Source organism: Sphingobium sp. (assembly GCF_032153725.1).
Taxonomy (GTDB): domain Bacteria; phylum Pseudomonadota; class Alphaproteobacteria; order Sphingomonadales; family Sphingomonadaceae; genus Sphingobium.
Genome location: NZ_JALDYQ010000028.1, coordinates 1 through 15,811, shown reverse-complemented (window position 1 = coordinate 15,811; position 15,811 = coordinate 1). Strand labels below are relative to the sequence as shown.

Genomic DNA, 15,811 nt, shown 5'->3' with positions numbered 1-15,811 from the left:
ATTCAACCTGATGGAATGAAGGGGAGTGAAACGCGACCCTTCCCGGCCGTTCAGCCACCAATTTTTCGGCCCCAGCTGCGGACAGTCAGGTTTTTCGTCCCCCCGGTTTCCATGGGACGCTCTTCAAGCAAGTGCCGGACCAGCTCCTGCATCCTTGTATCATATTGCGCCAGAACCTGGCGTTTACCACCAACGTCAAAATGCGTGATCAGCCGTTCGCCGTCCCAGCGATGAAACGCCAGTCCCGGCGCCTCGGCGACGATCATCGCCCGCCCATCGGTCGCATCGGGATCAATCGGGCGGAAATCCAGCGCGACTTCGGGAGAGGATGAGGCGCAGACGGTCAGCTGCCGCCCCTGCCAGAGCGTCATGATCGGCCGGTGGACATGACCGCAGACAATCGCCTTCACCTGATCGGCGCCCCAGATAGCCCGAGCGAAGCGGGCGACCCAGGGTTCCTGGGAGACGGTGTCCATCCAATCAATCCCCATCTCGGTGGGCGGGTGGTGCATGGCAATGACGGTGGGCACATCCGGCTTTTCCGCCAGCCTGGCGCGCAGCCAGGTCGCGCGGGTTGCGCAGAACGCCCCACCATGACGGCCTTCCTCCAGCGTATCGAGGACCAGGATACGCAGGCCGTCGAGATCGATCGCATATTGAATGAAGCCGAAGGCGTCGGGAACATGCGGGAACTGCGCCCGAAACGCATCGCGAAGGTCGTGATTGCCGACGCACAGATGCACCGGAAACGGACAGGGCGCCAGCGCCTCTGCCAGGCGGGCATAGCTTTCCGGGTCGCCCTTGTCGGTGAGATCGCCCGTAACCAGCAGAAGGTCCGGCCGGTTTGGCCCGGTCGTCAAACGGTCAAGTACCATGTCAAGGCGCTGCCGGTTCAATTCGTCCGGATTGCCCGGATCGAAGCCAAGATGAATGTCGGTGATTTGCGCTATCAGCACCAGTTGCCCCTCCCCAAGTGCGTTGCGCCGGCCGGGCCCCTACCCGGCCGGCACGCATCAGTTTGCGGCCAGCGCCGGCGTCGTTTCCTGCTTCGAACCTTCGACCAGGACGTCGATCTGGTTGCTACAGCCCTTGGCCAGCAATGCCGATGCGACGCCATCCAGTTCGGTATTGGCCGGGCTCACCATGGTAACCTTGACCGTGACTGGCTCTGCCACGCCGGTCAACGCGATCTTGAAACGCGTACCTTCGGCAACGGGCAGTTCATCGACCGGCCAGGCGCGAACCGATTGGCCCGCGCGGAAATCCACGACCGCGCTCTTGCCGTCGCCCTCGCGGGTCAAGGTAACCGAACCCTCCATGGCATTGTCCGGACGCCAGATTGCGGTCAGGTTGGCATCGGCAAGACATTGCATCCCGCCGCGCGAGGTATCCACATACCAGACATTCGGGCTGCGGGCAGGACCGCCCCCAATGGCGCTGCGGGTGGCCCCGGTACGCGACTGGCGCGCGCCGGCATTGGCGAGTAAGGCGGTAAAGCCCGAACCCGTCGCCGCGCCCGAACCGGCAACCGCGATCTGGCCCGGCCCCTTCAGGACGTGCGTGCCGCTGGCGTCAAGCACAGTAATCAGATCACCGGGCTTGAGCGTCAGCTTCGCGTCCGCCGCGAGGGTCTTGCCCACGGGATAGGAGGCGGCCGAAGGGCCGGTTGAACGGACCACCATGGTTCCCGCAAGAGCCGCATCGGCGGCGGCAAGGGCGATCACTGCGCCCGCAAGTGCCGTCAACTTCCTAGTCGAGAACAAAATACCCTCCTCTTTCCTGGTTCCTCAGTCGGTAAATCAACTGCGTTAAGGCCTTGTCATCCGCTATGGTTTCCGATTTCTTTTCAAGCGCGATCAGCGCATCGGCACAGCCGCCAATGGCCTTGCCCGCGACATCGCAAAACTGCTTGCGCTCCGCCTCGGGCATGTCGGGTACCGGCTCGAAAATGCCGATCGACGAAGCCCGGCCGCGCAGCACGACATTGCCCATCGGCCGGAAGATATCGAGACCGGAGCGGTCCTTCGCGCTCTCGCTGACAAGGACGGCGGACTTGGTCTGCTTGTTCGCGGATTCAAGGCGCGCCGCGGTGTTCATGCTGTCACCCAGCGCCGTGTACTGGATGCGTCCTTCGCCGCCGAAATTGCCGACGATCGCTTCGCCATGGTGAAGACCGACCCGTGTCATGCCGATCGGCGGCACGCCTTGGGGTACGGTCCTGCGGAACTCCTCTCCGGCGGCATGCATGGCAAGCGCCGCCTTGACCGCGCGTTCGCCATCGTCCGGGCGGCTGATCGGTGCGCCCCAGAAGGCCACGACGGCGTCGCCGACGAACTTGTCGATGGTCCCGCCATGGGCGAGAACAACATCGCTCAGCATGTCGAGATAGCGGTTGAGCAGCTTCGCCACCATTTCCGGTTCGATGGCGTGGCTCAATTTGGTGAAGCCCTCAAGGTCGGAGAAGATCACGAATATCTCGCGTTTCTGTCCGCCAAGCTGAAGGGAATCGGGGTCCTTCATGATTTCTGCGGCAATGTCGGCAGGCAGATATTTGCCCAGCGCGCCTTGCGCGAACCGGCGCTGCTCGGCGCTGAGCGCCCGCGCCGCCGATCCGGCGATGATGAACGCGGCCAGCCAGCCGACGATCCAGCCGAATGCGGGAAGGCCATAGGTTTCGATGTCATTGGCAGCGAGCAGGAACGGGATGCCGCCCAGCGCCGCGATCTGGACCGCCAGCAGCGAACCAGACACAAGCGGTTTGCGGTTGAAGGAGGCGGTAAAGGCGCCAGCGAGCACGGATGCAAAGGCAGCCAGCCACAGCACGGCGTTCGGCACCGGCTTCAGCAACCGGCCGTCCATCATCTGGGCCAGCATATGAGCGAACAGCTCCATCCCCCAGATATTCTTCGCTTCATCCTTGCCCGCGCCGCGGGTCAGTGGCGTCTGGAAGATATCGATATCCTGGATATTGCCGCCGATGAGGACATATTTCCCCTTGATCTGCTGCGCGAACATTGCCGCCGCCTCCGGCGACTGGAACAGGTCGTCATTGGCGAAGGTATCGATGGGGATGGCGGCGAAGATCGGCTGATCCTTCAGCGCCGGCCGGCGATAGGCCAGGCTGCCGGTATAATGGGTGAAGGCCTTGTCGCCGGGATTGAGCGCATTGGGCATGCGGAGCGGAGCGCCGGGGATGATGTCGGCCCATTTGCGCATGACATTGTCGGAATCGGTCTGGATGACGATGCTGGTCGGATGGACATTGCCACCACGGGCGATTTCCTTCTGGAACGTCTCCAGGAATTGTTGTTGTTCGTAGAGAATCTTGTCGCTGGCCGTGTCGATCGAAGCATGAGCAAGGAAGGTCGGCGTCTTCATCGACTGGAAGGTCTTGATGAGCAAGGCGTCGTCGCTCTGGGGCTGGTCGATCAGGATATCGATGCCGATCCCCTTGGCACCCATGGTGTCGAGCCGCGCAAGCGCCTTGGCCAAGGTCGTGCGGTCCAACGGCGAACGCTTGCCGGTCCTGATCAGAGTCTCATCCGTGTAGGGGACCATGACGACACGATTGTCCTGCTCCACGGTCGGCGCGGTGGCGATGACGCGCGCATCGAACAGGGCATGTTCCGCATCGACGGCGAACGGCAGGTTCCAGCTGAACCGGGCGACCAGTACTGCCAGGACCAGCCCCACCAGCGAGAGGGCGATCCGGCCCCGGCCGATCTGCGTCGCCAGCTTGCCCAGCCGTCTGGCAAAGCCCGGAGCCGCTTTTTCCTGGGTATCGCTCATTACCGTGCGTCCTTCTGCTGTGCGTCCGTTGCCGCATCGGCGAGTTGATCGGTCATGCCGCTCGACAGCGGCTTGGCAGCGTCACCGACAATGGCGAAGGCCGCCCAGTAATAGGGGTGGGATGTCAGCGGATCGTCCATCAGCCGGTTCTGCGAAAGCCGCATGGATTCCCCGACCGGGCGCGTGGCGCTGTCCTCGTAGATCAGCGACATCAGTTTTTTGGTCGCATCATAGTCGTCGGGCACCGGCCAGTGGCTGGCGATGACTGATCGCGCCCCGGCGCCGACAAAGGCCCGCACCAGCCCGTCCAGCGCGAAATTGCCGCCAGTGCCGATACCGGCTTCGCGCGTCGCCGCCGCCGTCGCGGCGCCGGCCGTGTCGCAGGCCGAGAGGATCACCGTATCGGCGTCAAGATGGAGGTCGAAGATTTCCTTGAAGCTCAAGAGCCCGTCGGATTCATGCTTGCCATAGGAGGTCACCAGCGCGGGGCGGGCTGGACAACCGGGATGCGGGGCGGTGACCAGACCGTGGGTCGCGAACTGAATGATGCGGAAATCCTTCAGATCGTCCCGTTCGCGCAGGGCCGTGTCGGAGAAGCCCTCTTCGGTCACCACCTCATTGCCGGCCCCACCCAGAAGTCGCGAGGCGAGCTTGAGTTCAGCCGAGGAGATCGGCTTGTTCCAGAGCGACAGCGCCCAGTCGCAGGGATCGCGACCCTCGTCGCTGTGCGGCGCCCACTCCAGCCTGGCCGTCGGCATGTTCTGGCCCATGCCCAGATAATGCCGCGTGGCGCGCGAGGCCGGCAGTCGACGAACGTCGATAAAGGATTGAGCCGATACGGCGGTGGAGACAATGCGGTCGCGACCAAGCCAGGCGGTTCCAGTGAAATCGAATTCGTCCGGGTTCTTCTCCTTCTGGCGCTTGGCATAAGCGTCGACACTTGCCTGATCCATCACCAGCACATTGGCGGGAAGCTTGAGAAGCGGACCATCGGGCTCGAACACCAGATGCCTGATTGACGGAATCTCTGCCGCCACCGCGCCGAACAGAAGCTCGTACATTCTGTGTGACGCGGAGAGGTCGAACGGATTGGTGGTCAACTGGTTCGATTCCTCGATTACGATGGAATCGCGGATGGCGTTGGTCAGCTTCTCCAGTTCTTCGCGGCTGGCCCGGACCGGGAAAATCCGGGCGCTGTCGGGGCGCACCAATATGCCATAGGCCGCCTCGTCAACAATCAGCAGCTTGTAATAGGCTTCGCCGGCCTTGAGCGCGGCCTGCATCCCGTCCAGTTCGAGGGCCGAATTGGCCATGACCCGAAATTTGGGGAATGCGGCCAGCCGGGCCAGCAGAGCTGTCTGATCCGTGCCGGCCTGCTGACGATGCGCCTGCGCCGCAGCAAGCGCCTGATCCTCCTGCGGCGTGCGCGTTTCAATGGCGCTGAGACGGCCGATTTCCACATCCGTGACGACGATGTCGCGGGTCAGGCTGATCGACTGGCGAAAAAGGCTCGATGCCTCGTCGCTGCCGCCAGACAGTTCCCGCGCGAACACCGCCTGAGTCTGGGCGACGCCGGGGCGCACCATCGCCTGACTGGCCACGAAGAAATCCCTCGCCGACTGAGCATCGCCCTTCGCGGTGAGCGCATCGAAATAGGGTTTGATGAGCGCGCGCAAGGCTTCGCTGCCACCTGGAACCCGTGCCGCGTCGCGCACCAGCTGGCGATAGGCGGGAATGGCATCATCCATCGCGCCATGTCTTGCCTGCAGCCCAGCCAGCCTGGCCCTGGCGCCCAACAGGGTCGCCGTTTCCGGATAGTCCGCCTCATAGATGCGCAACGCATCGCGCAGATGGCTTTCGGCAACACTGCCTTTACCCTCCGCCTCCGCCAGTTGCGCCAGTTCGGTGGAGACGCTGGCGATCATCCAGTGCATCGATCGCACCGCGCCGCCGCGCACCGATGCATAGGCGGCCATCACCCGCGTGAATGCGGTCCTGGCCGCATTGGACTCATGCTTCAAACGCAGAGCGACGCCGCGCAGATAATCCGACTGGGCATCGAGCAACGTGGCCCGTTCGCCTTCGGTCAGATGCGTCGCCCCTCCGCCCAGCCTGGTCATGGCGCCGTCATCGACCTGAAGCCGCTGCGACAATTTCCTGTCGATGAAGCCTTGGTTCAGCCGTTCGCTTGATCCCGCCGCCTCGGCCATGACCGGAACCGCGGTGTCGAGCGTGGCGAGGGCGCCGTCGGCATCGCGCTGATTGAGCCGGTGCATGGCCTTCAGGTTGCGAAACAGGCGGCTGAACAACGGGTCCGATCCGTCCGCAACCTTGGCCGCATCAGCGAACAGGCGATCGGCCTCGGCCAGATTGCCGAGGTTCGACTGTTGCATGGCGGCATTGGCATAATATTCGGCGCCCTTGCCGGTGTCGCTGTTATGGATGCGGACCCGGCCGACCAGCGCCTCGAAAAATTCCGATGCTTCGGCGTAGCTGCCCTCGATATTGCGCTCATAGCCAGCGGCCAGCGCCTGACTCGGATCGAGGCTGGCCGCCTGCACCCGCGCAAAGGCGGCAGGATCGCCCGCGTTGGTGGTCGCCACCGCGATTTCACCGCCGACGGGGCGATCCGCCGCGAGCGCGCGCAGCCCGACCTGTAGGGCGCTATCATAAGCCGACAGACCCTGGGCGATGAGCTGCTGGTTGCCACGATTCAGGCGGTAGATGGTGTAATTGAGGCCCGCGCCGTTGCGGCACTCGGCTTTGCTGACCCCGCCAAGTTCAGCTATCTCCATGACCGCTGGACTGGCGCAGGACAGATCCTTGTCGGGGCCACTAGCCGGATCTCCAGCGCGGACCTTGAGCGTATAGAGACGCGCAACCGGCGTTGCCGCATCGCGGCAGACCACATCATAGGCCCGGTCAAACATCGAGGTGAACCGGCCGTCCTCGCTGCGCCGCTGCGCGGTGCACAAGACGCCGCGATCGCCGACGCGAAAGCTGTCGGAGGCCGAAACGGCGGCGGGTGATCCAAGGGCGGGAGCATGGGCAAGGGCGAATACCGCCGTAGCCAGCCATGGGGCGATACGCTTCATCATTGATCTCCCGGAATCCAGAGGGAGGAATTGCCGGTCCCTGAAACCGGCTCGTCCACGGGCGGCGGCTGGCTGACGTCCCTCGTGTCGATCACGCTGTTGACCACCACCTTGGGATTGCCCGTGCCTTCGGCCGCGGCCTGTTCCTTCTGTTCCTCTTCGGTTGGCGACGTCGCGCTCTGCTCCTGCTGCTGCACCGAACCGTTCAGCTGGTTTGCGATTGTGGGCACGGTCGATCCCGCACAGCCATTGGCTGCGTTGCAGGGAAGGACGGTCAGGTCATTGCCGTTGAAGGTCACCGCGTAGTTGGCGGAAGCCGACAGCGTCCCCTGCGTGATGGGATAGACGCCCGCGGGCGAGGCGATCGTCGCGCTGGTGGCCAGCGCGCCGGACAGACCGTCGCCATTCACCAGGCCATTGCCGCCGACGCTATAGGTCAGAGTCGGATTGGGATCCGATTGCAGGCGGCTTGTGGGATCAGCATTGATGATGAGCGGCCGGGGCGTGACGCCCAGCGATCCATTGACATAGGTCAACACATAATTGGGCGAAGCGGCAAGCGTGCCCTGCGTCACGGCATAGGAACCGACCCCGGATAGTCCGTTGGCGGTGGTGGCGAGCGAGCCGGTCAGCGCGTCGCCATTGACCAGCCCCGCGCCGCCGACCGTATAGGTGAGCGCCGGATTGGCATCGCCATAGAGCCGGCTGAGAAAATCGCCGGTGATGGTGATCGCACGGGCAATGACCGAATAAGCGGTGGCGTTCGCCGGGGCCTGTGCAAAGGAGAAGCTATAATTTGCCGAATTGCCTGTCAGCCCCGATCCGGTGACGGCATAGCTGCCGACCCCGCTCAGCCCATTGACAGAGGTGGAATAGACTGCGGTGCCGGTCGTTACCGTCGCCAGACTGTCCGAACCGAACAGTCCGCTGGCGCTTTCCGTACCGGTCAGGACGCCCGGGGCATCACCATAAGCGCTGCTTGTCGGGTTGGCGGTGTAGGTGATCGTCGCGGCGGCAGGCGTGATGCTGCCGCTGGCATTGGTGAGGGTCACGGCATAGTTCGCGCCGCCATTGCCGTCGCTGATCGCATAACCCGCGTTGACCGTCAGGGTGCGCGAGCCAGCGTTGGCGCTGTCGAAGGACTGGGCAAGACCGGTAATGCTGTCGGCGCCCTGAAGACCGGTAATGCCGACGGCTGCGGTGGAACCGGTCGACGCATCATAGGACCGCGCATCAGGCAAGGCGCTCAAAAGAAGCGCAGCCGGAGAGATGGAGAGCGATCCGTCGACATAGCTTATGGTGTAGTTGCCGGAGGTCAGGCCGCCCGGCGTGATGGCATAGCTTCCGACATTGATCGCGCCCTGCGAACTTCCCGCATAGCTGAGCGCACCGCTCAGGACCGCTTGGGTTTCGCCATTGACGAACCCGCTATAGGTCACGCCGTTGCCGCCGGAATAGGCGGCGGCATTATAGGTCAAAGCATCGTTGTTGGCGGCAATGGTCAGTGCCACCGGTGCGATGGTGCCCGAGGCCGTGTTGAACGAAACGGTGTAGTTGTTGCCGCCATTGCCGTCGTTGATCGTGTAGCCGGTGTCGACGGCAAGCGTGCGTGCGCCTGCATTCGCGCTGTCGAAGGATTGGCTTAGGCTGCTTACGCTGTCGCCCGCTTGTAGTCCGGCGATGCCCACCGATCCGACCGATATGGTCGAGCCGTCATAGCTGCGCGCATCGGCCGAGGCACTGAGGACAAGCGAAGCCGGCGTGATCGTCAGGGTCGCCGGGGAGGCGGCGATGATATTATAGCCAAGCTGGTCGGACGAAAGGCCGCCCGCATAGCTGACGGTATGACTGCCTGCGTTGCGGCTGATCCCACTGATGCCCGCAGTGCCGAATATATGGCTGAGGTCCGTGCCGACAGGAATGACGTCGAGGACCGGCACGGTGCCGTCATAAGCGAATGTCGCATCCGTCGGTCCGACGGTAAGTGGCCGCAGGAAGGATTTCAGCAACGGGGTCGACAGCCCGTCATAGCTGCGCCAGATCGCGGCGTTGCTGCCCGTCGTGTCGAGCGACCAGCCGGCGAAGCTGGAGGCAAGTCTCGACTGGGCGGTGGTCAGCATGACGGCGTTCGCGCAGCTCGATCCGCCGTCTATGGAGCAGCCCACCGACACGCCTGACGCTTCACCGTCCCAATAGCTGTTGAGGATCAAACCAGATGGCGAGTTGGCGCCGACAAGGCCACCTGCGCCGGGGCCGGTAACGGCGCCATTGGCGAAGGTGAAGGCAATCGTGCCATCATTGGAACCGGCAATGCCGCCGGCATAGTTGGCGCCGCTGACGGTTACGCCGGACCAGCTATTGTCGATGATCCCTGTGCCCTGGTTCACGCCGACCAGGCCGCCCGTGTCCGACCCGCCGGAGTTGATGAAGCCGGTCGCGAAGGAGCCTGTGATCGTCCCCGCATTGCTGGCGGCCAGAGCGCCGACCCAGCCTTGACCGCCCAATATGTTGACATTGGCGAGGCCAAGATTGCGGATCGTGCCATCATTGTAACGGAACAGGCCGATCTCGCTTGTCGAGGGCTGGTTAAAGCTGAGGCCGGAAATGACATGGCCCGCGCCATCGAAAATGCCGGTAAATGAAGGTTCGGTGCCCAGCGGGATGAAACCGTCCATGCCCCAGACGCCGCTCAGGCGCGCCGTCTCGGTCGCGTCGATATCATGGGACAGCCGGTAATTGCCGTCGAGCGCGAGGCTGACGAGCTGCATCTGATGGATGCTGCCGATCGACGCGCCGCCGGACTGGAAGCGGGGCTGTTCCCATATGCCGATCGGCCGGGTCGCGTCATCGACCCAGATCCAGTCATTGGGGTTCAGATTGCCATAAGCCATGAAGCCGAAGGCATAGTTGCTCGCCCCCGACTGGCTGGGGTCGCCCGTGACGGACAGCAGGTTGGTGATCGTGCCGGTGTCGGCGCCAAAACCGGCCGCCAGGCCGCTGGTGAAGTCATCCCAATAGCTGTTGGCGATACCCCCGCCGGCATTGTTGCCGACGAAGCCGCCGACATTGGTGCTGCCCGGCGCGATGACGGCGCCGGTCGAATAGCTGGCGCTGATGGAGCCATAGCCTGGACCGATATTCTGCCCTACCAGACCGCCCACGCTGTCGCTGCCGGACCCGGCGATCACGTCGCCCAGCGCGTAGGAGCGGTTGACCGAAACCCAGTTGGTGCCGGTCAACCCGCCGACAAATTGCGCGCCCGTTCCCGCCAGGACGTCGCCGCTGGCATAGGACTGGTCGATGCTGCCATAATCATGCCAGCCGATCAGGCCGCCGACTTCGGTGCTGTTGTTCGCCGCGATGACATTGCCCGTCGCGAAGGAGCGGGTCACGACGGCATGATAGGCGCCACCGATCAGGCCGCCGATGCGATTACCGCTGCCAGTCACGGCTGCGGTCGAATGGGAACCGTCGACATAGCTGTTCATGCCGGTGCCGCCGATCAGGCCGCCGACATTGCTCTGACCGGTCACGGCCCCGGTCACGAAGCTGTTGGCCACTTTGACTGCGCCGCAGAAACCGCAGTTCGCGGTCCCGCCGATGAGGCCGCCGACACTGTCGCCGCCGATGATATTGGCGTTGATCAGGCCGACATTGCGGATCGCAATGGCCGGTTGGTAGGCCGGACCGCCAACCATGGCGAAAAGACCAGTCGGCGTTCCGCCGAGATTGTTGACGGTCAGGTTGGTGATGACATGTCCCAGGCCATCGAAATTGCCGGAATAGACCGATCCCGTGCCCAGCGGCACAAAGCCTGCGCCACCGTTCCATCCGGCGGTTGCCGTCGCATCGATGTCGCGTCCGAGCGCAAAGCTCTGGCCGAGGAAATTGTTGATGGCCTGAAGATCGGCAAGGCTGTTGACCAGTTGGTAAGCGGTCAAGTTGCCCGCGACGACGCTGGTGGAGAAATCGGTGGGCGTGCCGAAACTGGCCGGATTATAGTAGATGTCGATCTGGCTGCCCGCGCCGGTGAGATTGAACAGGCCGGATTGCGCCGTGACCGTTCCCACGGCATTGCCGTCCGAATCCGCCTGTAGGGTCAGCAGGACATTTGCGCCGCTGCCGGAGATCGCGCCTGCCGCGTCGATCGAGCCTGTGGCCTGGATCCTGATCTGGTTGTTCCCGCCGATCGCGATCGGCGCGCTGATGGCGATGTCGCCGGGCGAGTTGCCTGTCGACGAGCCAAGGCCGGTCGTGGCGCCCGCTGCGGAGCGGATCAGTGTGGAGCCGTTCAGGGCAACGCCGCTCAAGGAACCGGTTCCCGCCTGAACGCCGCTGTCGAATGCCAGCGATCCGCCCGCGCTGGCCAGTTTGAGCGTCCCGGCATCGGCAGCGACCAGAATTGTTCCGCTCGTCGCGTCACCGCCGGGGCCGCTCGCGCTGTTGCCGCCGATGGCCGAAGCGTTGAACCCGACGCTCGATTGCAGGTCGATGGTCGTCGCGCTGTTGCCGACGCCGGTAGAAATATTGCCCGCAAGTCCATAGCCGCCGGACGCCACGGCCCCGTTCCCGCCGCGGGCCGATGCGTCGAAAAGGGATGCGCCCGATGCCGTGAGAACGCTGCCGGGAGCCGGGACCAGACTGAGGGAACTGGCCGTCGCACTGCCGCCGATGCTGCCGCTGCCTCCGCGTGCGCTGGCGTCCAGCAAAAGTCCGCCGGTCGCGACCGCGCCCTGGACCAGCAGCTCCACCGAATCAGCCGAGGCTGCGCCGCCCACGCCGGTCGTGGTTCCGGCATCGCCTGCGATGGCGCTACCGTTGATGGCTAGCGTACCAGCCACGGTGATCATCGCGCCAGTGGTTTCGACCTTCGCGGCCCCGCCATAGGCATCGCCGCCATAGGAGCCGGAGTAATCCCCGCCAAGCCCGCCCTTGGCGGACGCGTCGACTGTCAGCGAACCGCCCGAGACGAGCAGCCCGCCGCCCGCGCCGATCCTCACCGTCGCACCGCCGCCAAAGGCTGTGCCGCCGCTGCCGAAGCTCGTGTCATACCCCACGGCGTTGGCGGCAACGATCGCCGATCCCCCGACCGTGACAAAGCCGCCGTCACTCAACAGTTGGGCGATACCACCGGAGGCATATGGGCTTGTCGTGCCGATCTCGCTGGCGGAGACGCGAAGATTGCCGCCAATATTGACGGCAGTCCCGGCCAACCCCGCCTCAAGCGAGGCCATGCCTGCGGACGTGCTGCCCGCATCCGCCTCCAGCATCAGGTCGCCACCCACCGAAACCATACCTTGTTCGGCACGCAGCCTGGCGGCGTTGTCGGCGTGGATAGAGAGATTGGATGCAAAAGCGATATCGGGCGTACCGCCAGGGCTTGTGTCGGTGACGGTGACATTGCCGACCGCGCTGACATAGCTGTTCGATGTGTAGCTGCCCCGGGCAATGCTGATGTCCGCCGTGCCCGCGCCTGCGGCTCCAACGGCGATCGGATTGCCCGTGCCGCTGTCGGCGATATTGCGCCCGGCCGACAGCACGATGGCGTTGCCGTCCAGGCTGGCCGCACCCGCAACGTCGAAGCCGATCGAACCACTGGATTCAATCGCCATCGTGATCGCGTTATTCTTGGGAACCGCTACCATATAGACGCGGCGTGTCTCGCCCGCCCCGGCGGCATCGGGACCGCCGGTCGAACCTGTATGGGTGAAGGTGCCGGTCGAAACCTCGCTTCCGGCGGTGACGCTGATGTTGAACAGGCCGCTACTGTCTATCGCGAAGTCGGCGCTTTCCGCCGCGACAAGCGCCACCGATCCGCGTGCGCTGAGCAGCCCGTCCTGCTGGATGCGCGGCGCGATGGCGACGATATAATTATTCTGCCCAATGGTTTCGGCGCGGACCTCGGCCCCGGCCTCGACTACCACCGCCGATGTGCTGCCCGGCTGCCCACCGATACTGAACTGGCCGGCAGTGGGCATGAAATCGCCCGTGCCGTCGACCACCGGATCGCCGGTGGTCAGCAGCAAGCTGCCGACATTGATCCGCGCCGTGCTGCCGACCAGCAGCCCGCCGGGGCTGTAGAACCAGACGCTGCCTGCCGCATCGCTGTTGATATTGCCGTCTAGCCGCACTGCGCGTGTCTGGTCGGTGGGTATGATGCGGTTCAGCACGACATAATTGCTGCCCAGGCTGCCATTGGCCGCAAAGTTGACCGTGTCGCCGCCGGCAAGGAAATTGATCGCGCCGCCGCCGCTCGCGGTGTCGGTGGGCGTCCAGCTGATCGTCGCGCGTGCGGTGTCGACGGTGATGTTATCCACGCCGGGGATCGTGGAATCGATCGTCGCACTGCCAAAATCGACCGTTCCGATGCCCTGGAAGGCCTGCGCCCGCACCACCTGCGGCATGGCTGCGAGCAGCGCGACAAGCGAAGCGTTACGCAGCAGGGAGAGAGTCGAACGGGGGCGCATCAACGGGTGCTCCAGGGCAGAAGATTCATCGAATATGTGGCAAGGAAGCGCGGATCGCGGCGCCCTGTCTCGCCGGGCAGGGTCGTGAGCGGGAAAGCGATGCCAAGGTCGAGCCGCGCCCGGCCGCCGATGCGGCTTCTAATGCCACCGCCCAGCGAATGCAGCTTTTGCGCTCCACCCGTCGCCGACGACCGGTCCCATGTCCAGCCATTGTCGAGGAACAGATAGGGCTGGAATTCAAGCTTGCTGCGGGGATTGAGCCGGAAGCCCTCATAGCGCAGCTCGGTCTGGACGCCGACACCGTCGTCACCCGTCACCGTGCCGGGATCGAAGCCGCGCCCGACCGTATAATTGCCCATCGAGAAGCGCTCGAAGGAGAAGAGGCCGGCGGAACTGACCTGCGCGCGCGGCGAGACTATCACGGCAAAGCGGCGCAGCGGATGCAGTTCGACATTAGCGTTGAAGCGGAAGACCGACGCATTGGGATCGCCTCCGGGCAGGCTGGGCGCAACGAACCCCGTTGCAAGGCAGGTCGCCTGCTGACGGATGCAATCGGGGCTGGCGCTGAAGATCGAGAGGCCTTTGCGCGCCTCCAGCGATCCGTCGATCTTCCAGAGGATGGAACCACCCGGCCCCATGCCCTTGAGGTCGATCGCATCCAGATCGAGCCGCACATACCCCACCCGCAGCCGATCTTCGCTAAGGGGGAGCCCGCCGAAATCGACTGTCTGGTTGACGAAGTCCAATCCCGCGGCGGCGCGGATGGTGACCGCCTGTTTGCGAACGAATGGGTAGATCGCCTCGACATTGGCGAACAGCGTGCGCGCCGAGACATCGGGGACCGCAGGCCCCAGATCAGGCCGCGTCCAGGCATAGGTCAGGCGTCCGCCGATCCGCAGACCATTGCCGCCCAGCGCCATTTCATGACCTGCCTGCAGGATATTCTGCTCATGGACCTGCGCCGTCGAATAGAAGGAGAGCGTGGTGCGGTCGCCCATGCCCGTAAGGCCGTTGAACACTGCCCGCAGCTGGCCGCCATAGCGGCCGGTGCTGGGACCGGCATAATTTTGCGCGTTGAAATCGACCGTGACCGGCGTGTAGTCGATCCGCACTTCGCCGATCATCTCGCCTGCCCCGGTGCCTGCGGGCTTGAGCGAAAGGCGCACCTGATAGCCCGGAATGTCGCGGGCCAGCAGCAGGTAGCGTTCGGCCTGGAATCGGTTGAACAACTGCCCGTCGGCCAATTTCGACAGGTAGCTCTCGATCAGCCTCTCATTGCGGCCAACTTGGCCTACGACGCGGATCGATGTGACCCTGGCATAGAGTATCTCGAAATTCACCGCGCCATTTTCGATGCGCTGTGCGGGGACCTGAACTGCCGCGATATAGCCCAGTTTACGCAATCTGGTCGCGGCGGCGTCGCGGATGCGACACACGACGCTGATCGGCTGTTCGGTGCCGACGAAATCGGCGTAGCTGTCCTTCAACTCGCTGGCGTCCACCGGACCCAGATTATGGAAGCTGGCCGTGCTGATCCTGATCTTGATCGAGGAATAGGCCGGATCTTCCAACGCGCAGGGCGCATGTTCAATATTGTCATCAACCGTCAATCGCGGACGCGAGACAGCCTTGGCCTCGGGTACTGGCTCCAGATCGCTGCGCGTCGGCGGTGTTATGGGGGCTGTTTGGGCCGTGCCTACGGAGGGCACCGCCAAGCCAATCGCAACAGCTATTTCGACAGAATATAGATACCCGCTCCCCCAGCTAAACCGAGGGTTCTGCCGTTTAGCAGTCGCCATTACTCACCCCTGTTGACCAGCCCCAATCTGTGAATCCGGCCTAAGAAGAGATGGTGAATTTTGAGTAAATTAATTTGCAAAATGCAAGATTGATCGCTTAGGACACCGGCCGAACTTACCTTCAATGACGTGGTGGTCCCCAAGGAGAACATCCTCGGCGATATACCTTGCTGCCTGCAAAGGACCTCCAAGCCTGCTGAAGAGGTCCGTGACAGGTGCGCGTTCAGACTGGAGCCCTTCTCTCATCCGCTCAGCGGGCGCGGGCAATGTGTTTTTTGCTCACGCCTCAAGGAGATCAATGAGCAATCGGGATACGCTAGCGTCGCTTGGGTGGCGAGTTTGGCCACCAGCTCCTGATAGTCTTGCAGAGCTTGCCCGGCGAAATCAGCGTCGATTGCCGAGAATCCGCGCACGGGTCCCCCATCGAAGACCAACGCAACGCTTGCGGCATTGCGGACTTCGCCCTCAATCTGCTGAAGTTGCTCCTCGAGTTGCTGTAGGCCCTTTCTAGCTTGGTGATTTGCAAGGAACGCATCCCAGGCGGCCTCGTCGAGAAATCGCGATAAAAGGCTGCCGCCCTTTGTGCCGTTCCCAACTCGCCCGGACAAGCTGGACGGCTCGAAGAACCGAGTGATTTCGGCGTGATGGCGTAGCAAGGAGC

Annotated in this window: 7 protein-coding genes; all 7 read right to left on the bottom strand. The window is 63.7% G+C overall.

All coding sequences use genetic code 11. The annotated features are described in order from the left end of the window. Positions 1-50: 50 nt before the first annotated feature. Positions 51-956: a phosphodiesterase gene (locus RUH75_RS11030; protein ID WP_313805769.1), complete on the bottom strand. Its 906-nt coding sequence runs from the start codon at positions 954-956 to the stop codon at positions 51-53. 57 nt (positions 957-1,013) lie between these two features. Further along, the gene (locus RUH75_RS11025) at positions 1,014-1,745 is read right to left on the bottom strand and encodes a hypothetical protein (RefSeq protein WP_313805768.1); all 732 of its coding nucleotides are present in this window, start codon (positions 1,743-1,745) and stop codon (positions 1,014-1,016) included. Between the two features lie 4 nt (positions 1,746-1,749). Beyond that, entirely contained in the window at positions 1,750-3,789 is a 2,040-nt protein-coding gene (locus RUH75_RS11020) for an adenylate/guanylate cyclase domain-containing protein (protein ID WP_313805766.1), read from the bottom strand. Then, a complete protein-coding gene (locus RUH75_RS11015; RefSeq protein ID WP_313805764.1) occupies positions 3,789-6,884 on the bottom strand; it encodes a CHAT domain-containing protein in 3,096 nt (1,031 codons plus the stop codon). Before RUH75_RS11015 ends, RUH75_RS11020 begins: the two co-directional genes overlap by 1 nt. Beyond that, on the bottom strand, positions 6,884-13,351 hold the full coding sequence (locus RUH75_RS11010; RefSeq protein WP_313805762.1) for an MBG domain-containing protein: 6,468 nt from the start codon (positions 13,349-13,351) through the stop codon (positions 6,884-6,886). The genes RUH75_RS11015 and RUH75_RS11010 overlap by 1 nt, the downstream gene beginning before the upstream one ends. Next, a complete protein-coding gene (locus tag RUH75_RS11005) occupies positions 13,351-14,961 on the bottom strand; it encodes a ShlB/FhaC/HecB family hemolysin secretion/activation protein (protein WP_313805760.1) in 1,611 nt (536 codons plus the stop codon). Before RUH75_RS11005 ends, RUH75_RS11010 begins: the two co-directional genes overlap by 1 nt. Before the next feature lie 431 nt (positions 14,962-15,392). Beyond that, positions 15,393-15,811, bottom strand: a 419-nt coding sequence (locus RUH75_RS11000) for a hypothetical protein (protein WP_313805758.1), incomplete at its 5' end; no start/stop codon positions are given.